The organism is Pseudomonas arsenicoxydans, from assembly GCF_900103875.1.
Classification (GTDB): Bacteria; Pseudomonadota; Gammaproteobacteria; order Pseudomonadales; family Pseudomonadaceae; genus Aquipseudomonas; species Aquipseudomonas arsenicoxydans.
The window spans coordinates 1,392,523-1,409,879 of sequence record NZ_LT629705.1; the positions used below are offsets into that span (position 1 = coordinate 1,392,523).

At 58.7% G+C, this 17,357-nt stretch carries 17 protein-coding genes; 15 read left to right on the forward strand and 2 right to left on the reverse strand.

Going from position 1 to position 17,357, the window contains the following annotated elements:
* Positions 1-113: 113 nt before the first annotated feature.
* The 7 genes from BLQ41_RS06255 to BLQ41_RS06290 all read left to right on the forward strand — a co-directional run bounded on the left by BLQ41_RS06255 (position 114) and on the right by BLQ41_RS06290 (position 5,841).
* Positions 114-752 carry a peroxiredoxin gene (locus BLQ41_RS06255; RefSeq protein WP_090178338.1) on the forward strand — a complete coding sequence of 213 codons (639 nt, stop codon included), beginning with the start codon at positions 114-116 and terminating at the stop codon, positions 750-752.
* A gap of 306 nt (positions 753-1,058) precedes the next feature.
* Positions 1,059-1,652, forward strand: a complete 594-nt coding sequence (gene ssuE / locus BLQ41_RS06265; protein WP_090178348.1) for an NADPH-dependent FMN reductase — start codon at positions 1,059-1,061, stop codon at positions 1,650-1,652.
* Between the two features lie 102 nt (positions 1,653-1,754).
* Positions 1,755-2,720, forward strand: coding sequence for a sulfonate ABC transporter substrate-binding protein (locus BLQ41_RS06270; RefSeq protein ID WP_090178351.1), 966 nt, complete (start codon positions 1,755-1,757; stop codon positions 2,718-2,720).
* A 55-nt stretch (positions 2,721-2,775) separates the two neighbouring features.
* A complete protein-coding gene (ssuD, locus tag BLQ41_RS06275; protein ID WP_008026018.1) occupies positions 2,776-3,924 on the forward strand; it encodes an FMNH2-dependent alkanesulfonate monooxygenase in 1,149 nt (382 codons plus the stop codon).
* Between the two features lie 8 nt (positions 3,925-3,932).
* Positions 3,933-4,715, forward strand: coding sequence for an aliphatic sulfonate ABC transporter permease SsuC (gene ssuC, locus BLQ41_RS06280; protein WP_090178356.1), 783 nt, complete (start codon positions 3,933-3,935; stop codon positions 4,713-4,715).
* A complete protein-coding gene (ssuB, locus tag BLQ41_RS06285) occupies positions 4,712-5,518 on the forward strand; it encodes an aliphatic sulfonates ABC transporter ATP-binding protein (protein WP_090178360.1) in 807 nt (268 codons plus the stop codon). Before ssuC ends, ssuB begins: the two co-directional genes overlap by 4 nt.
* 107 nt (positions 5,519-5,625) lie before the next feature.
* Positions 5,626-5,841, forward strand: coding sequence for a TOBE domain-containing protein (locus BLQ41_RS06290; protein ID WP_003229256.1), 216 nt, complete (start codon positions 5,626-5,628; stop codon positions 5,839-5,841).
* Positions 5,842-5,974: 133 nt separating this feature from the next.
* Here the strand turns inward: BLQ41_RS06290 and BLQ41_RS06295 are convergent, their stop codons facing one another.
* Entirely contained in the window at positions 5,975-6,613 is a 639-nt protein-coding gene (locus BLQ41_RS06295; RefSeq protein WP_090178363.1) for a TetR/AcrR family transcriptional regulator, read from the reverse strand.
* Positions 6,614-6,839: 226 nt separating this feature from the next.
* The gene (locus tag BLQ41_RS06300; RefSeq protein ID WP_090178366.1) at positions 6,840-8,216 is read right to left on the reverse strand and encodes a glutamine synthetase family protein; all 1,377 of its coding nucleotides are present in this window, start codon (positions 8,214-8,216) and stop codon (positions 6,840-6,842) included.
* Positions 8,217-8,494: 278 nt separating this feature from the next.
* Between BLQ41_RS06300 and BLQ41_RS06305 the strand changes: the two genes are divergently transcribed.
* The 8 genes from BLQ41_RS06305 to BLQ41_RS06340 all read left to right on the forward strand — a co-directional run bounded on the left by BLQ41_RS06305 (position 8,495) and on the right by BLQ41_RS06340 (position 17,310).
* Positions 8,495-8,812 (forward strand): glutamine amidotransferase, encoded by a 318-nt coding sequence (locus BLQ41_RS06305; RefSeq protein WP_197678917.1) that lies wholly within the window; start codon positions 8,495-8,497, stop codon positions 8,810-8,812.
* Between the two features lie 81 nt (positions 8,813-8,893).
* Positions 8,894-10,252, forward strand: coding sequence for a glutamine synthetase family protein (locus BLQ41_RS06310; protein WP_090178370.1), 1,359 nt, complete (start codon positions 8,894-8,896; stop codon positions 10,250-10,252).
* A 58-nt stretch (positions 10,253-10,310) separates the two neighbouring features.
* Positions 10,311-11,675, forward strand: a complete 1,365-nt coding sequence (locus BLQ41_RS06315) for an aspartate aminotransferase family protein (protein WP_090178375.1) — start codon at positions 10,311-10,313, stop codon at positions 11,673-11,675.
* A gap of 169 nt (positions 11,676-11,844) precedes the next feature.
* The gene (locus BLQ41_RS06320) at positions 11,845-12,957 is read left to right on the forward strand and encodes a polyamine ABC transporter substrate-binding protein (protein WP_090178378.1); all 1,113 of its coding nucleotides are present in this window, start codon (positions 11,845-11,847) and stop codon (positions 12,955-12,957) included.
* Positions 12,958-13,192: 235 nt separating this feature from the next.
* The gene (locus BLQ41_RS06325; protein ID WP_090178381.1) at positions 13,193-14,290 is read left to right on the forward strand and encodes a polyamine ABC transporter substrate-binding protein; all 1,098 of its coding nucleotides are present in this window, start codon (positions 13,193-13,195) and stop codon (positions 14,288-14,290) included.
* Positions 14,291-14,363: 73 nt separating this feature from the next.
* Positions 14,364-15,506 (forward strand): ABC transporter ATP-binding protein, encoded by a 1,143-nt coding sequence (locus tag BLQ41_RS06330; RefSeq protein WP_090178384.1) that lies wholly within the window; start codon positions 14,364-14,366, stop codon positions 15,504-15,506.
* 35 nt (positions 15,507-15,541) lie between these two features.
* Complete coding sequence (locus BLQ41_RS06335; protein WP_197678937.1) at positions 15,542-16,423, forward strand: ABC transporter permease subunit; 882 nt, start codon at positions 15,542-15,544, stop codon at positions 16,421-16,423.
* Positions 16,420-17,310, forward strand: a complete 891-nt coding sequence (locus BLQ41_RS06340) for an ABC transporter permease subunit (protein ID WP_090178391.1) — start codon at positions 16,420-16,422, stop codon at positions 17,308-17,310. Before BLQ41_RS06335 ends, BLQ41_RS06340 begins: the two co-directional genes overlap by 4 nt.
* Positions 17,311-17,357 lie beyond the last annotated feature (47 nt).

The following is a 17,357-nucleotide window of genomic DNA, read 5'->3' on the forward strand; positions in this document are numbered from 1 at the left end:
GAACAGATCTTTAATATTCATTTACGATCTAAACAAATTGATATTTATTCTTTTTAATCCATAAGAAACTTAGGCACAGTTGAGCTCAACAAGCACTCACCAGGAGCAGCACCATGAGTCTCAGACTGGGCGACATTGCCCCCGACTTCGAACAGGATTCCAGCGCCGGCACTATCCGTTTTCACGAATGGCTGGGCGATAGCTGGGGCGTGCTGTTTTCCCATCCGGCGGACTTCACTCCGGTGTGCACCACCGAACTGGGCTTCACTGCAAAGCTCAAGGATGAGTTTGCCAATCGCGGCGTCAAAGCCATTGCCCTGTCCGTGGACCCAGTGGACTCGCACCACAAGTGGATCGAGGACATCAACGAAACCCAGAACACGCTGGTCAATTTCCCGATCCTTGCCGACGCTGATCGCAAGGTCTCGGACCTCTACGACCTGATTCATCCGAATGCCAACGACACCCTGACCGTGCGCTCGCTGTTTGTGATCGACCCGAGCAAAAAGGTTCGGCTGACGATTACCTATCCGGCAAGCACCGGGCGCAACTTTCACGAGATCCTGCGGGTGATTGACTCGCTGCAACTCACCGACAACTACAAGGTGGCCACACCGGCCAACTGGCAGGACGGTGATGAGGTGGTGATCGTGCCGTCGCTCAAGGACGAAGACGAAATCAACAAACGCTTTCCCAAGGGGTATCGCGCGGTGAAGCCGTACCTGCGCCTGACGCCACAACCAAACCGGTAAGCCATCAACACTAGATCGTTCCCACGCTCTGCATGGGAACGCCGCCCGTGACGCTCTGCGTCACTTTGGACGCGGAGCGTCCATGGATGCATTCCCACGCAGAGCGTGGGAACGATCAGCAGGGGATTTCAGGCCGTTTCGACGGCCTGTTTTTTTGCCCGGAAGAAGTGAATTCATATATCGCCAAAGTGCATAACCAAATGAATAAATATGATTTATGGATATAACAATCACCTGTTAAGGTCACTTCCATCCAAGCGAGATCGCAAACCGCGAATCGCCACCACCCTTCAAGGAATCGTCTGAATGCTGGTCGTCTCACTCGGTGGCAGTCCGAGCCAACGCTCCCGTTCCGGGGTGCTGCTGGAGCGCTCCCAACGCTGGTTGCAGGAGCAAGGTGTGGAAGTGGTGAGTTATCAGGTACGGGACTTCCCGGCCGAAGACTTGCTGCACGCACGCTTCGACAGCCCAAAGGTGATCGACTTGCTGCAACAGATCGAAAACGCGGATGGCCTGCTGATTGCCACGCCGGTTTACAAGGCATCGTTCTCCGGCGCTCTGAAAACCGTGCTGGACCTGCTGCCCGAACGCGCCTTGGCCCACAAGGTGGTTTTGCCAATGGCTACCGGCGGCAGCATCGCCCACATGCTGGCGGTGGATTACGCGCTCAAACCGGTGCTGTCGGCGTTGAAAGCCCAAGAGATGCTGCACGGGATTTTCGCCGTAGACAGCCAGATCGCGTATGGCGAAGGCAGCGCCCAGGCGCAGTTGGCGCCAGAGCTGGAACAACGACTGAATGAATCGCTGGAATTGTTTTTCAGCGCCATGGCCCGACGGCCCAAGCCGCTTGATCCGAACCTGTTGAATGAGCGTTTGTTGAGTGCTCGCTGGAGCATTTGAGCCAGCACTCAAGCCACCCCTGAATTTGCTTCACTCCACCTTACTCAGCCGCCAACGGCCAAGCAGGTGCAGCCAAAACCCTACTGCAAAAAGGAGAGCGCTATGCGCACTGTCATTTTGCGTCGTGGTCTGGTCGCTCTGTTTATTGCGGCTGTGTCCTTCGGCGCCATCACTCAAGCTCAAGCCGAGACGCTGCGGATCGGTTATCAGAAATACGGCACCCTGGTGCTGCTCAAAGCCAAAGGCACCCTCGAAAAGCGCCTCGCCGCCCAAGGCGTTGACGTGCAATGGACTGAATTCCCCGGAGGCCCGCAATTGCTCGAAGGCCTGAACGTCGGCTCCATCGACTTCGGTGTCACCGGCGAAACTCCGCCGGTATTCGCTCAAGCGGCGGGTGCCGATCTGCTCTACGTCGCCTACGAACCACCAGCACCCCACAGCGAAGCGATCCTGGTGCCAAAGGACTCGCCGATCAAATCGGTGCAGGACCTCAAGGGCAAGAAAGTCGTCCTGAACAAAGGCTCCAACGTTCACTACCTGTTGGTCCGCGCGCTTGAAGACGCCGGCCTCAAATACACCGACATCCAGACCGTTTTCCTGCCGCCGGCCGATGCCCGCGCCGCGTTCGAACGTGGCAGCGTCGACGCCTGGGTGATCTGGGACCCGTACCAGGCCGCTGCCGAACAACAACTGCAAGCTCGCACCCTGCGCGATGGTCAGGGCATCGTCGACAACCATCAGTTCTACCTGGCAACCAAGCCTTACGCACAGAAAAACCCTGAGGTGATCAAGACCCTCGTGGAAGAAGTGCGCGCGGTCGGCGAATGGTCCAAGGCCAATCCTGAAGACGTGACCAAACAGGTATCGCCACTGCTCGGCCTGCCTGCGGACATCACCCTGACCTCGGTGAAACGCCAGGGCTACGGCGCGGTGTTCCTCACGCCTGAAGTGGTCGCCGCCCAACAGAAAATCGCCGACAGCTTCTACCAGCTCAAGCTGATTCCGAAGCCGCTGAGCATCAAAGACGTGATCTGGACGCCCTCGGCAGCCGTTGCCAAAGCTCCGTAACCAAAAGCCCAGCAACCAAAAGCCCAGTCACTCGATTCCCCAAGGAGACCACTCCATGAGCCTCAATATCTTCTGGTTCCTGCCTACCCACGGTGACGGCCATTACCTTGGCACCGCCGAAGGTGCTCGCGCCGTCGACCACGGTTATCTGCAACAGGTCGCGCAAGCGGCGGATCGACTGGGCTTCGGCGGGGTACTGATTCCCACCGGCCGCTCGTGCGAAGACTCGTGGCTGGTGGCCGCGTCGCTGATCCCGGTGACCCAGCGTTTGAAGTTTCTAGTCGCACTGCGCCCCGGGATCATTTCCCCGACGGTGGCCGCACGTCAGGCCGCGACCTTGGATCGTTTGTCGGGAGGTCGTGCGCTATTCAACCTGGTCACCGGCGGTGATCCGGAAGAATTGGCCGGCGACGGTTTGTTTCTGACTCACGAAGAACGCTATCAAGCCTCGGTGGAATTCACCCGCATCTGGCGCCGGGTGCTGGAAGGCGAAACCGTCGATTACGACGGTCAGCACATCAGCGTGAAGGGCGCCAAGTTGCTCTATCCGCCGATTCAGCAACCACGTCCGCCACTGTATTTCGGCGGCTCGTCGGAAGCGGCGCAAGACCTGGCGGCAGAGCAGGTGGAAATGGTCCTCACTTGGGGCGAACCGCCGGCCGCCGTTGCCGAGAAGATCGAACAAGTGCGTGCCAAAGCCGCGAAGCTCGGACGCACCGTGCGCTTCGGCATTCGTCTGCATGTGATCGTGCGCGAAACCAATGCCGAAGCGTGGCAAGCGGCGGATCGGTTGATCTCGCACCTGGACGACGACACCATCGCTCGCGCCCAGGCTTCTCTGGCGCGCTTCGACTCGGTCGGCCAGCAACGCATGGCCGCGTTGCATGGCGGCAGCCGTGACAACCTGGAAGTCAGCCCCAACCTGTGGGCCGGGGTCGGCCTGGTACGAGGCGGGGCGGGTACGGCGCTGGTGGGCGATGGTCCGACCGTGGCCGCTCGCGTGAAGGAATACGCCGACCTGGGCATCGACACCTTCATCTTCTCCGGTTATCCACACCTGGAAGAATCCTATCGCGTCGCCGAATTGCTGTTCCCGCATTTGGACATCGAACGTCCAGAGCTGCCGAAAAGTGCCGGTTACGTCAGCCCGTTCGGCGAGATGGTCGCCAACGACATTCTTCCCAAAGCCGCGTCCCAGAGCTGAGGCGCGCCATGAAGAAAATTATCCACAACCTCGCACCTTGGGCGTTGCCGGTGTTGCTGCTGGCGGTGTGGCAGTTGTCAGTGTCGGCGGGCTGGTTGTCGACACGGATTCTGCCGGCACCCATCGCGGTCATTGAAGCCGGTGTGAGCCTGGTGCGCAGCGGCGAAATCTGGACGCACTTGGCAATCAGCGGCTGGCGCGCGGCGCTGGGTTTCACCATCGGTGGCAGCATCGGTCTGGTGCTGGGCTTCATCACCGGCCTGTCGAAATGGGGCGAGCGCCTGCTCGACAGTTCGGTACAGATGATCCGCAACGTGCCGCACCTGGCGTTGATACCACTGGTGATCCTGTGGTTCGGCATCGACGAGTCGGCGAAGATTTTTCTGGTGGCGCTGGGCACGTTGTTCCCGATCTACCTGAACACCTATCACGGCATCCGCAACGTTGATCCGGCGTTGGTGGAAATGTCGCGCAGTTATGGCTTGTCCGGTTTCAGCCTGTTCCGTCAGGTGATCCTGCCGGGTGCGCTGCCGTCGATTCTGGTCGGTGTGCGTTTCGCCCTTGGCTTCATGTGGCTGACGCTGATCGTGGCAGAGACCATCTCCGCCAGTTCCGGCATCGGCTACCTGGCGATGAATGCGCGGGAGTTCTTGCAGACTGACGTGGTGGTGCTGGCGATTCTTTTGTATGCGGTGCTCGGCAAACTCGCCGACCTCGCAGCCCGTGGTCTTGAGCGCGTCTGGCTGCGCTGGCATCCGGCTTATCAGGTTGCCAAGGGAGGTGCGGCATGACGGCTCAACAACCTCCACGCCTGCTGCGCGGTATTCCGCTGGTGGTGCGCAAACTGCAGAAGACGTTTGGTTCGCGGCAGGTCTTGCGCGAGATCGATCTGCACATCCCGGCGGGTCAGTTTGTCGCCGTGGTCGGTCGCAGCGGTTGCGGCAAAAGCACCTTGCTGCGCTTGCTCGCCGGTCTGGACAAACCCACCGGCGGCGAACTGCTGGCCGGTTCCGCGCCGCTGAGCGATGCGCGGGAAGACACTCGATTGATGTTCCAGGAAGCACGTCTGCTGCCATGGAAAAAGGTCATCGACAACGTCGGTCTCGGTCTCAAGGGCAACTGGCGGCCGCAAGCGCTGGAAGCGTTGGAGTCGGTCGGCCTGGCGGATCGTGCCAACGAATGGCCGGCGGCCCTGTCCGGTGGCCAGAAGCAACGAGTGGCCCTGGCCCGCGCGCTGATCCATCAACCGCGCTTGTTGTTGCTCGACGAGCCACTGGGTGCACTGGATGCCCTGACCCGTATTGAAATGCAGCAACTGATCGAACGGCTCTGGCAGAAGCACGGCTTCACCGTGTTGCTGGTAACCCACGACGTCAGTGAAGCGGTGGCGATTGCCGATCGGGTGATCCTGATCGAAGAGGGCGAAGTCGGCCTCGACCTGCACGTTGAGCTCCCGCGCCCTCGCGTGCGCGGCTCTCATCGGCTGGCGGCGCTGGAAACCGAAGTCCTTAATCGCGTGCTGTCGCTGCCCGGCCAGCCGCCGGAACCGGAACCTGTTTCACCCTTGCCTACGCAACTGCGCTGGGCGCAATAGAAGCAGCGGCAAGTTGCAAGCTTCAAGCGGCAAGCGGAAGCAATGCGCTTTTACTTGCAGCTTGTCGCTTGGAGCCTGCAGCTCATTTCGACTCGAGGAGAAATCGCATGACTATCAAAGCCATCAACGTTCGTAACCAGTTCAAAGGCTCGATCAAGGAAATCGTGCTGGGGGACGTACTGTCGGAAATCGACGTGCAGACCGCTTCCGGCATCGTCACTTCGGTGATTACCACGCGCTCGGTCAAAGAGCTGGAACTTGTGGTTGGCAGCGAAGTGATCGCCTTCGTGAAATCCACCGAGGTGTCGATCGCCAAGTTGTAAGTCAGTCAGTGAGGTCGGCAGTCAGATCATTCCCACGCTCTGCGTGGGAATGCAGCCCGGGACGCTCTGCGTCCCAAAGGCCGAACGCGGAGCGTCCGTAGAGACATTCCCACGCAGAGCGTGGGAACGATCATCAGGCAGGCATGACGCGCTTGTGTAAGTAGGGTGGCAAGTACAACCCCAGATACGCATCAAACACCCGCATCCCTTCTTCAGCCATGCGCGGCGTGATCTGCCCGTGCTGCTGCACCGAGCGTGCATAGACCCGATCACCCAACTCCATTGCCAGCGCAAACACGTCAACGTCCCTCGGCAGCTTTGGCAATTCGAAGTGGTGGTCGAACAGTTTGTGCATCAGGTCGCCCAACTCGATGTCGTGCTGACGGTCGGCCTGGGTGACTTCGGTCAGCCCGTGCTGGGCGAGAATGAGTTGGCGAGCGGCCGCGTCGTGATCGTAGATGTCGAGCATGCGTTGTTCGACGAGTCGCGACAGGTCGCGCCAGTCTTTGAGCGCGCTGTGATCGATGGGCGCTTGCAGGCAGGCGCGAAACGCGGCGTGAACGTCGGCGGTCAGCGCTTCAAGCAGCGCCGGGACGCTGGCGAAGAAATGGTAGACGGAGGAGGGCGGTATCTGCGCGCGTTCGGCGACGCTGTAGATCGACAGACTCGCCACGCCTTCGGCTGCCAGCAGCGTGCGGGCGGCATCGAGTATCGAGTCGATCCGGGCCTGACTGCGTGCGCGGGGTTTGCGGATGGTGGCGGGGCGCGTCATTGAAGTCCTCCTGCGGGGCAGCGGGCATTGTACGAGCAGGCATCCATGTTGTCTGCCAGGACGCCATCGCTAGCAGGCTAGCTCCCACAGGGATTTGCGGTGTATACAGAATTTATGTTCACTGGAGATCAACTGTGGGAGCTAGCCTGCTAGCGATCCGCCGCAGGCGGCCATAAAAAAACGCCGCAAGCTGTAAGGTTTGCGGCGTTTTTTTTACTGCAACCGCTTACACGGTATGCAGGTACCAGTTGTACTCAAGGTCGGAGATGGAGTGTTCAAACTCTTCCAGCTCGCTTTCCTTACAGGCCACGAAGATATCGATGTATTTAGGATCGATGTACTTGGCCATGACTTCGCTGTCGTCCAGCTCGCGCAATGCGTCGCGCAGGTTGTTCGGCAGGCTTTGCTCGTTCTGCTCGTAGGAGTTGCCTTCTACGGGTGCACCGGGTTCGATCTTGTTGGTCAGACCGTGGTGCACGCCTGCCAGGACCGAAGCCATCAGCAGGTACGGGTTCGCGTCGGCGCCGGCCACACGGTGTTCGATGCGCACGGCATCGGCGGCGCCGGTTGGAACGCGGATCGCTACGGTACGGTTGTCCAGGCCCCAGCACGGCGAGTTCGGCACGTAAAACTGTGCACCGAAACGGCGGTATGAGTTGACGTTCGGGCAGAGGAAAGCCATCTGCGCCGGCAGGGTCTCGAGCACACCGCCGATCGCGTGACGCAGTGCGGCGTTCTGCTCGGGATCCTCGCTGGCAAAAATGTTTTTGCCGTCTTTATCAAGAATCGAGATGTGGACGTGCAGACCGTTGCCCGCCTGGCCCGGGTAAGGCTTGGCCATGAAGGTGGTGTCCATTTCATGGTCGTAGGCGATGTTCTTGATCAGGCGTTTGAGCAGGACCGCGTAGTCGCAGGCCTTGATCGGGTCGGCCACGTGGTGCAGGTTCACTTCGAACTGCGCCGGGGCACTTTCCTTGACGATCGCGTCGGCAGGGATGCCTTGCTCTTTCGCACCTTCCAGAATGTCCTGGAGGCAATCGACGTATTCGTCGAGGTCGTCGATCAGGTAAACCTGTGTCGAATGCGGGCGTTTGCCGGACACTGGAGAGCGTGGCGGTTGCGGACGACCGTTCACGTTCTCCTGGTCGATCAGGTAGAACTCCAGTTCGAACGCGGCACAGATGGTCAGGCCCATTTCGTCGAACTTGCGAACCACATTGGCCAGCACTTCCCGAGGATCGGCGAAGAACGGCTGGCCTTCGAGTTCGTGCATGGTCATCAACAGTTGCGCGGTAGGGCGCTTCTGCCAAGGCTCGTTGCACAGGGTGTCAGGGATTGGATAGCAGATTCGGTCAGCATCACCGATGTCCAGGCCCAGGCCGGTGCTTTCCACCGTCGAGCCATTGATATCCAGAGCAAATAGAGAGGCCGGCAGGTTGATGCCTTTCTCGTAAACCTTGTGGAGGCTGGTGCGTTCGATGCGCTTGCCGCGCACCACACCATTCATATCCGCAATCAGAAGGTCAACGTACAGAACCTCAGGATGTTCCTTAAGGAACGCGTTCGCTTCGTTAAGCTGAACGGCACGCGGGGGTACCGACATGATGCAACACCTTTGTTGTTAAAAATATCAATCATTGATCTCTTCGGATTCCAGTCAACCCGAACGGCATGCCGAAGTCAAGCGAGGCCTTTTTTGCCCTAAAAAAGCGCCCGTAGAGCTTTTTTGAGGCAATTTGGGGCGTTTTTATGCTGTTCAACGCTTTGGCGACCGCAGGCTTGAGCGGGCCGTGTTGTATTTTTTACGGGGGTGTTGTGTAAAAAAATGAACAAGGCTAAGCTCGAATCAAACCCATAACAGCAATAATACCGGGGTGTTTCATGTCTCGCCTGCCGTTAATCGGCGTCGCCATCTGCTCTAGGCAGATCGGTCTGCATGCTTATCACATCAGTGGCGACACTGGCGCCCATGCCGTGGCCTCGGCGGTCCCGGGCTTCCCGGCAATCCTCCCGATGCTGATGGATGACGTGTCCCCGTCCGATATTCTGGACAGGCGCGATGACACCCCCATTACGGTTACTTCATTCAATATAGAACCAATTCACAATAGCGGCTCGGCGATGGCGCAGGGCACCGCTCGTGATTCTGCACGCCTGGCATTTGCCGCGCGGTTCGAAAAACACGATAGCTTGTCGTAGACACCCATTTCAACGCGACGCCGATGCGTCAAACATCGCCTGACTTGCAAGAGTCAGGAAACTCAAAGCCTAGAGGCATTTATGAGTCACAACCTCGACCAGCTCACCGATTGGTTGAAAGACCACAAGATCACAGAAGTCGAATGCATGATCGCCGATTTGACCGGGATCACCCGGGGCAAGATTTCGCCGACCAACAAGTTCATTGCCGAAAAAGGCATGCGTCTGCCCGAGAGCGTTCTGTTGCAGACCGTGACTGGCGACTACGTCGAAGACGACATCTATTACGAACTGCTCGACCCGGCCGACATCGACATGATCTGTCGCCCGGATGCGAACGCCGTGTTCCTGGTGCCGTGGGCCATCGAGCCGACCGCCCAGGTGATCCACGACACCTATGACAAGCAAGGCAACCCGATCGAGCTGTCGCCGCGCAACGTGCTAAAAAAGGTGCTCAAGCTCTATGCCGACAAGGGCTGGCAGCCGATCGTGGCGCCGGAAATGGAGTTTTACCTGACCAAGCGCAGCGACGACCCGGACTATCCGCTGCAACCGCCGATTGGCCGTTCAGGTCGTCCGGAAACCGGTCGTCAATCGTTCTCCATTGAAGCGGCGAATGAATTTGATCCGCTGTTCGAAGACGTCTACGACTGGTGCGAATTGCAGGAGCTGGACCTCGATACGCTGATCCACGAGGACGGCACGGCGCAGATGGAAATCAACTTCCGTCACGGCGACGCCCTGTCCCTGGCCGACCAGATCCTGGTGTTCAAGCGCACGATGCGTGAAGCCGCGCTCAAGCACGATGTGGCCGCTACCTTCATGGCCAAGCCCATGACCGGCGAACCAGGCAGCGCGATGCACTTGCACCAGAGCATCATCGACATCGAGACCGGCAAGAACGTCTTCTCCAATGAAGACGGGACCATGAGCCAACTGTTCCTGCACCACATCGGTGGCCTGCAGAAACTCATCCCCGAGCTGTTGCCGCTGTTCGCACCGAACGTCAACTCGTTCCGCCGCTTCCTGCCGGACACTTCGGCGCCGGTGAACGTGGAGTGGGGCGAAGAGAACCGTACCGTGGGCCTGCGGGTTCCGGATGCCGGGCCGCAGAACCGTCGGGTGGAAAACCGCCTGCCGGGCGCCGATGCCAACCCGTACCTGGCGATTGCCGCGAGCCTGCTCTGCGGTTACATCGGCATGGTCGAAGGCCTGAACCCGAGTGCGCCGGTGGTGGGTCGTGGCTATGAACGCCGCAACCTGCGCCTGCCACTGACCATCGAAGACGCGCTGGAACGCATGGAAAGCAGCGCGACCGTCGAGAAATACCTGGGCAAGAAATTCATCACTGGCTACGTCGCGGTCAAGCGGGCCGAGCATGAAAACTTCAAGCGCGTGATCAGCTCCTGGGAGCGGGAATTCCTGCTCTTCGCCGTCTGATGCGCCGGGCGCCGTGCTGTCGACGGCGCTTTCACCTGATTTTTTTTAGGAGATTTGTATGACTAGCAACAATCCGCAAACCCGTGAATGGCAGGCCCTGAGCAACGATCACCACCTGGCCCCGTTCAGCGACTTTAAACAGTTGAAAGAGAAAGGCCCGCGCATCATCACCAATGCCAAGGGGGTTTACCTCTGGGACAGCGAAGGCAACAAGATCCTCGACGGCATGGCTGGCCTGTGGTGTGTCGCTATCGGCTACGGTCGCGATGAACTGGCTGATGCTGCCAGCAAACAGATGCGCGAGCTGCCTTACTACAACCTGTTCTTCCAGACCGCTCACCCGCCTGTGCTGGAACTGGCCAAGGCCATCGCCGACATCGCGCCGGAAGGCATGAACCACGTGTTCTTCACCGGTTCCGGCTCCGAAGGCAACGACACCATGCTGCGTATGGTTCGTCACTACTGGGCGATCAAGGGCCAGCCGAAGAAGAAAGTCATCATCAGCCGCAAGAACGGTTATCACGGTTCCACCGTGGCCGGCGCGAGCCTGGGTGGCATGACCTACATGCACGAACAAGGCGACTTGCCGATCCCGGGCATCGTCCACATCGCCCAGCCTTACTGGTTCGCTGAAGGCGGCGACATGACACCGGAAGAGTTCGGTGTGTGGGCGGCCAATCAGCTGGAAAAGAAAATTCTCGAGATCGGCGTCGACAACGTCGGTGCCTTTATTGCCGAGCCGATCCAGGGCGCCGGTGGCGTGATCATTCCGCCAGAAACCTACTGGCCGCGCATCAAGGAAATCCTCGCCAAGTACGACATTCTGTTCGTGGCTGACGAAGTGATCTGTGGTTTCGGCCGCACCGGTGAGTGGTTCGGTACCGATTTCTACGACCTCAAGCCCGACATGATGACCATCGCCAAGGGCCTGACTTCCGGCTACATCCCGATGGGTGGCCTGATCGTGCGTGACGAAGTGGTCGCGGTGCTCAATGAAGGCGGCGATTTCAACCACGGTTTCACCTATTCGGGACACCCGGTGGCCGCTGCAGTGGCGCTGGAAAACATCCGCATTCTGCGCGAAGAAAAAATTATCGAGCGCGTTCATGCTGAAACGGCACCCTATTTGCAAAAGCGTCTACGGGAACTGAACGATCACCCGTTGGTGGGGGAAGTGCGTGGGGTGGGCCTGTTGGGGGCCATCGAACTGGTTCAGGACAAAGCCACACGCAAGCGTTACGAAGGCCGGGGCGTCGGCATGATTTGCCGCCAGTTCTGCTTCGACAACGGCCTGATCATGCGCGCCGTGGGCGACACCATGATCATTGCTCCGCCGCTGGTGATTACACCGGCAGAAATCGATGAGTTGGTGACCAAGGCACGCAAGTGTCTGGACCTGACCCTGAGTGCGTTGCAGGGCTAAGTGCTAGGCTCTGGGCGGAGCTCATGAAACTTTCGCTCAGAGCAGTCTAGAAGGGCGGGCTTTCCTTGAAAGACCGCCTCGGATCTTGCCAGACTAGTCGCGGTTCCAGTTGTCCGGGTTCGGCCGCTGAACAAAGTGGTTCAAAAAAGAAAAATTTGGAGCATTACGAATGAAGGCATTAGGAAAAAAGTTTGCTGGCAAGACTCTCCTCGCCATGTCCCTGATGGGCATGATGGCGGGCGCGGTGCAGGCGGACGACAAGGTCCTGCACGTCTATAACTGGTCCGACTATATTGCACCGGACACCATCGCGAACTTTGAAAAAGAGTCCGGGATCAAGGTGGTGTACGACGTTTTTGACAGCAACGAAACTCTGGAAGCCAAGTTGCTGGCAGGCAAGTCCGGTTACGACATCGTCGTACCGTCGAACAACTTCCTGGCCAAGCAGATCAAGGCCGGCGTTTACCAGAAGCTGGACAAGTCCAAACTGCCTAACTGGAAGAACCTGAACCCTGACCTGCTCAAAGCGGTATCGGTGAGCGACCCGGGCAACGAACACGCCTTCCCTTACATGTGGGGTTCGATCGGTATCGGCTTCAACGCCGAGAAGGTCAAGGCTGCATTGGGTGCCGACGCTCCAACCAACTCCTGGGACCTGATCTTCAAGCCTGAAAACGCCGCCAAGCTGAAGTCTTGCGGTATCAGCCTGCTGGATTCGCCAACCGAGATGATTCCGGCTGCGCTGCACTACCTGGGCCTGCCAACCGACAGCCAGAAGAAAGAAGACATCGACAAGGCTGAAGCGCTGCTGCTGAAAGTCCGTCCTTCGATCGCTTACTTCCACTCGTCCAAGTACATCTCCGACCTGGCCAACGGCAACATCTGCGTTGCAGTCGGTTATTCGGGTGACGTCTATCAGGCCAAGTCCCGTGCCGCTGAAGCTGGTGACAAGGTGAAAGTCAGCTACAACATTCCGAAAGAAGGTGCAGGCAGCTTCTACGACATGGTCGCCATCCCTAAAGATGCCGAAAACGTCGAAGGCGCCTACAAGTTCATGACCTACCTGCAGAAGCCGGAAGTCATGGCTGCTATCACCAACGCCGTGCGCTTCCCGAACGGTAACGCGGCCGCCACCCCACTGGTTGATAAAGACATCACCAGCGACCCGGGCATCTACCCGTCGGCGGAAGTGCAGGCCAAGCTGTACGCGATTGCCGACTTGCCGGCCGCGACCCAGCGGATCCTGACGCGCAGCTGGACCAAGATCAAATCGGGTAAATAAGTAGTCAATCTGTAGCAGTTGCCGAAGGCTGCGTTGAGGTCCCAGGGACCTGCGCTTTACGACAGCACAACGGCTTCGCAGTTGAACGCAGACTGCGGCAGCTGCTACAGATCTTCATAAAGTTTGCTGGAACGGTTTTTCGAGGGTAAGTTGCGCGCCGGTTTGTTGCTGGGCAGCCATGGCTGTCATGTAACGCGGGGCAACTTGGGCCCAACTAATTTTAGAGGACCTCCACTTGCCTATTTTTTCTTTGTTGCGCAATGCCGTACTGGCCGGCGCCGGACTGACACTGGCTGTCAGCGTCCAGGCCGCGGGTACCGTGCATATTTATAACTGGTCCGACTACATCGGCTCGACCACCCTGGCCGACTTCCAGAAAGAATCCGGCATCAAACCGGTTTATGACGTTTTCGACTCTAACGAAACCCTGGAAGGCAAGTTGCTGGCCGGGCACACCGGCTACGACGTGGTCGTGCCGTCCAATCACTTCCTTGGCAAGCAGATCAAGGCCGGCGCTTTCCAGAAGCTCGACAAGTCGAAGCTGACCAACTATGCCAATCTCGACCCGGTGCTGCTCAAGCGCCTGGAGCAAAACGATCCGGGTAACCAATACGCCGTACCGTACCTCTGGGGCACTAACGGCATCGGTTACAACGTCGACAAGATCAAGGCAGTATTGGGCGTCGACAAGATCGATTCCTGGAGCGCCGTGTTCGAACCGGAAAATATCAAGAAGCTGCAAAGCTGTGGCGTGGCGTTCCTCGACTCCGCCGATGAAATGATGCCCACGGTCCTCAACTACATGGGCCTCAACGCCAACAGCACCAACCCTGAAGATTACAAAAAGGCCGAAGCCAAGTTGCTGGCCGTGCGGCCTTACGTGACCTACTTCCACTCGTCCAAGTACATCGCAGACCTGGCCAACGGCGATATCTGCATCGCGATCGGCTTCTCCGGTGACATGTTTCAGGCGAAGGCCCGGGCAACTGAGGCCGGCAAAGGCATGAACATCGCCTACACCATTCCCAAAGAGGGCGGCGCGCTCTGGTTCGACATGCTGGCGATCCCCAAGGATGCGGCCAACGTCAAGGAAGCCCACGCCTTCATCAACTACTTGTTGAAACCCGAGGTGATCGCACAGGTCAGTGATTCTGTTGGCTATGCGAACCCCAACCCTGGCTCGGACAAATTGATGGAACAGTCCATCCGCACTGACGAGTCGGTTTATCCACCGCAAGCAATCCTCGACAAGACCTACGTGTCGGTCGAGTTACCACCAAACATTCAACGTTTGATGACCCGCAGCTGGACCAAGGTCAAGACGGGTAAATAGCTGCAAGGCTCAAACTATCCAAGGTTGGCTCACCTTGAGCGAACTGCACTCTTTTTTTCTGGGAGTTTCGTAAATGGCAGTTGCCTCCGGCGCCTATAAGAAAGCCCTCGAGGGCGACCAGTCACCTAAACAGGTGTTGGTCAAAATCGACCGGGTCACGAAGAAGTTCGACGAGACGATTGCCGTGGACGATGTGTCCCTGGAAATCAAGAAAGGCGAGATTTTCGCCCTGCTCGGCGGTTCGGGATCGGGCAAATCCACGTTGCTGCGCATGCTCGCAGGCTTCGAACGGCCCACGGAGGGGCGCATTTTCCTCGATGGCGTAGACATCACCGACATGCCGCCCTACGAGCGGCCGATCAACATGATGTTCCAGTCGTACGCTTTGTTCCCGCACATGACCGTGGCGCAGAACATCGCCTTCGGCCTCAAGCAGGACAAAATCCCTTCCGCTGAAGTCGACGCCCGTGTCGCGGACATGCTCAAGCTGGTTCAGATGACGCAATACGCCAAACGCAAACCGCACCAGCTGTCCGGCGGCCAGCGTCAGCGTGTCGCCCTGGCGCGTTCCCTGGCCAAGCGTCCGAAGCTGTTGCTGCTCGACGAACCGATGGGCGCACTGGACAAGAAGCTGCGTTCGCAAATGCAGCTCGAGCTGGTCGAGATCATCGAGCGCGTCGGCGTAACCTGCGTCATGGTGACCCACGACCAGGAAGAGGCCATGACCATGGCCGAGCGCATCGCGATCATGCACCTGGGCTGGATCGCGCAGATCGGCAGCCCGATCGACATCTACGAAACCCCGACCAGTCGCCTGGTCTGCGAATTCATCGGCAACGTCAACATCTTCGACGGTGAGGTGATCGACGACGCCGAAGGCCACGCGACCATCACCTGCAAGGACCTGGATCGCCAGATCTACGTGGGCCACGGCATCAGCACCTCGGTGCAGGACAAATCCGTGACCTACGCGATCCGTCCGGAAAAACTGCTGGTGACGCCGACCATGCCGACTTGCGAATACAACTGGTCCAGCGGCAAGGTGCACGACATCGCCTACCTGGGTGGCCACTCGGTGTTCTACGTCGAACTGCCGAGCGGCAAGATCGTCCAGTCTTTCGTCGCCAACGCCGAGCGCCGCGGCCAGCGCCCAACCTGGGGTGACCAGGTGTACGTGTATTGGGAAGACGATAGCGGCGTGGTACTTCGCTCATGAACATGCGCAAATTGAAACGCCGTCTCAATCGAATAATTCCCGGTGGCCGTCAGCTGGTCATCGGGGTTCCGTTCATCTGGCTGTTTATGTTCTTCATGCTGCCGTTCTTCATCGTCTTGAAGATCAGCTTTGCCGAAGCCGACGTGGCCATCCCGCCGTACACCGAAATCTACAGCTTCATCGACCAGAAGCTCCAGGTGCTGTTGAATCTGGGCAACTACGCGATGCTTGGCGATGACGAGTTGTACATCGCCGCTTACCTCGGCTCGTTGAAGATGGCGCTGATCAGCACCATCCTCTGCCTGGTGATCGGCTATCCGATGGCCTACGCCATCGCCAGCGCCCGTAAAGAGCTGCAAACGGTGCTGGTGCTGCTGATCATGATGCCGACCTGGACCGCGATCCTGATCCGCGTTTACGCGTGGATGGGCATCCTCAGCAACAACGGTCTGCTCAATGGTTTCTTGATGAGCATGGGCTGGATCAACGAACCGCTGCAGATCCTCAACACCAACCTTGCGGTGTACATCGGCGTCGTCTACTCCTACCTGCCGTTCATGATCCTGCCGCTCTACGCCAACCTGGTGAAGCACGATGCCAGCTTGCTGGAAGCCGCGTCGGACCTGGGTTCGAGCACGTTCAACAGCTTCTGGAAAATCACCATTCCGCTGTCCAAGAACGGCATCGTCGCCGGTTGCATGCTGGTGTTCATTCCAGTAGTGGGCGAGTTCGTGATCCCGGAACTGCTGGGCGGTCCGGAGACCCTGATGATCGGTAAAGTGCTCTGGCAAGAGTTCTTCAACAACCGTGACTGGCCGGTGGCGTCTGCCTTGGCGGTGGTGATGCTGGCGATCCTGATTGTGCCGATCATCCTGTTCAACCGTAGTCAGGCCAAAGAAATGGAGGGCAAAGAATGAAGCGCTTTCGTTTCTCAAGCTTGATGCTGGTGTTGGGTCTGCTGTTCATCTACGCGCCGATGCTGATCCTGGTGATCTACTCGTTCAACGCTTCCAAACTGGTGACGGTGTGGGGCGGCTGGTCGATCAAGTGGTATGTCGGCTTGATGGACAACACCCAACTGATGGGCTCGGTGGTGCGCTCGCTGGAAATCGCCTGCTACACGGCGGTAGCAGCGGTGGTGCTGGGTACCTTGGCGGCGTTTGTCCTGACGCGAATCACTCGCTTCAAGGGTCGCACGCTGTTCGGTGGACTGGTGACAGCTCCATTGGTGATGCCCGAAGTGATCACCGGTCTGTCGCTGTTGCTGTTGTTTGTGGCCATGGCGCAGATGATCGGTTGGCCGCAGGAACGCGGCATCGTCACCATCTGGATCGCCCACACTACATTCTGTGCGGCGTATGTGGCGGTGGTGGTGTCGGCGCGCTTGCGTGAGCTGGACCTGTCCATCGAAGAAGCGGCCATGGACCTCGGTGCGCGGCCGTGGAAGGTGTTCTTCCTGATCACCATCCCGATGATCGCGCCATCCCTGGGCGCGGGCGGCATGATGTCGTTCGCCCTGTCGCTGGATGACCTGGTGTTGGCCAGCTTCGTATCGGGCCCGGGCTCGACGACCTTGCCGATGGAAGTGTTCTCGGCGGTGCGCCTGGGCGTGAAACCCGAGATCAACGCCGTGGCCAGCCTGATTCTGTTGGCGGTTTCGCTGATGACGTTCCTGGTCTGGTTCTTCAGCCGCCGTGCCGAAGAAAGCCGCAAGCGTGCGATTCAGCAAGCGATCGAAGAAGGCGCTGCCGACTCCTGGAAACAACCGGACGTACGTCGCGCCCCGGCGCCGGAAGCGGCATAAAGGCTGGCCACAATTACGTGGCCAACCCAAATCCCATGTGGGAGCGG

Excerpts from the sequence above, each read along its gene's own strand:
- BLQ41_RS06290 (WP_003229256.1), top strand. The coding sequence starts at position 5,626 with ATGACTATCAAAGCCATCAACGTTCGTAACCAGTTCAAAGGCTCGATC.
- BLQ41_RS06270 (WP_090178351.1), top strand. The coding sequence starts at position 1,755 with ATGCGCACTGTCATTTTGCGTCGTGGTCTGGTCGCTCTGTTTATTGCG.
- ssuD (WP_008026018.1), top strand. The coding sequence starts at position 2,776 with ATGAGCCTCAATATCTTCTGGTTCCTGCCTACCCACGGTGACGGCCAT.
- BLQ41_RS06330 (WP_090178384.1), top strand. The coding sequence starts at position 14,364 with ATGGCAGTTGCCTCCGGCGCCTATAAGAAAGCCCTCGAGGGCGACCAG.
- BLQ41_RS06305 (WP_197678917.1), top strand. The coding sequence starts at position 8,495 with ATGTCTCGCCTGCCGTTAATCGGCGTCGCCATCTGCTCTAGGCAGATC.
- ssuB (WP_090178360.1), top strand. The coding sequence starts at position 4,712 with ATGACGGCTCAACAACCTCCACGCCTGCTGCGCGGTATTCCGCTGGTG.
- BLQ41_RS06255 (WP_090178338.1), top strand. The coding sequence starts at position 114 with ATGAGTCTCAGACTGGGCGACATTGCCCCCGACTTCGAACAGGATTCC.
- ssuC (WP_090178356.1), top strand. The coding sequence starts at position 3,933 with ATGAAGAAAATTATCCACAACCTCGCACCTTGGGCGTTGCCGGTGTTG.
- BLQ41_RS06320 (WP_090178378.1), top strand. The coding sequence starts at position 11,845 with ATGAAGGCATTAGGAAAAAAGTTTGCTGGCAAGACTCTCCTCGCCATG.
- BLQ41_RS06310 (WP_090178370.1), top strand. The coding sequence starts at position 8,894 with ATGAGTCACAACCTCGACCAGCTCACCGATTGGTTGAAAGACCACAAG.
- BLQ41_RS06315 (WP_090178375.1), top strand. The coding sequence starts at position 10,311 with ATGACTAGCAACAATCCGCAAACCCGTGAATGGCAGGCCCTGAGCAAC.
- BLQ41_RS06340 (WP_090178391.1), top strand. The coding sequence starts at position 16,420 with ATGAAGCGCTTTCGTTTCTCAAGCTTGATGCTGGTGTTGGGTCTGCTG.
- BLQ41_RS06295 (WP_090178363.1), bottom strand. The coding sequence starts at position 6,613 with ATGACGCGCCCCGCCACCATCCGCAAACCCCGCGCACGCAGTCAGGCC.
- ssuE (WP_090178348.1), top strand. The coding sequence starts at position 1,059 with ATGCTGGTCGTCTCACTCGGTGGCAGTCCGAGCCAACGCTCCCGTTCC.
- BLQ41_RS06300 (WP_090178366.1), bottom strand. The coding sequence starts at position 8,216 with ATGTCGGTACCCCCGCGTGCCGTTCAGCTTAACGAAGCGAACGCGTTC.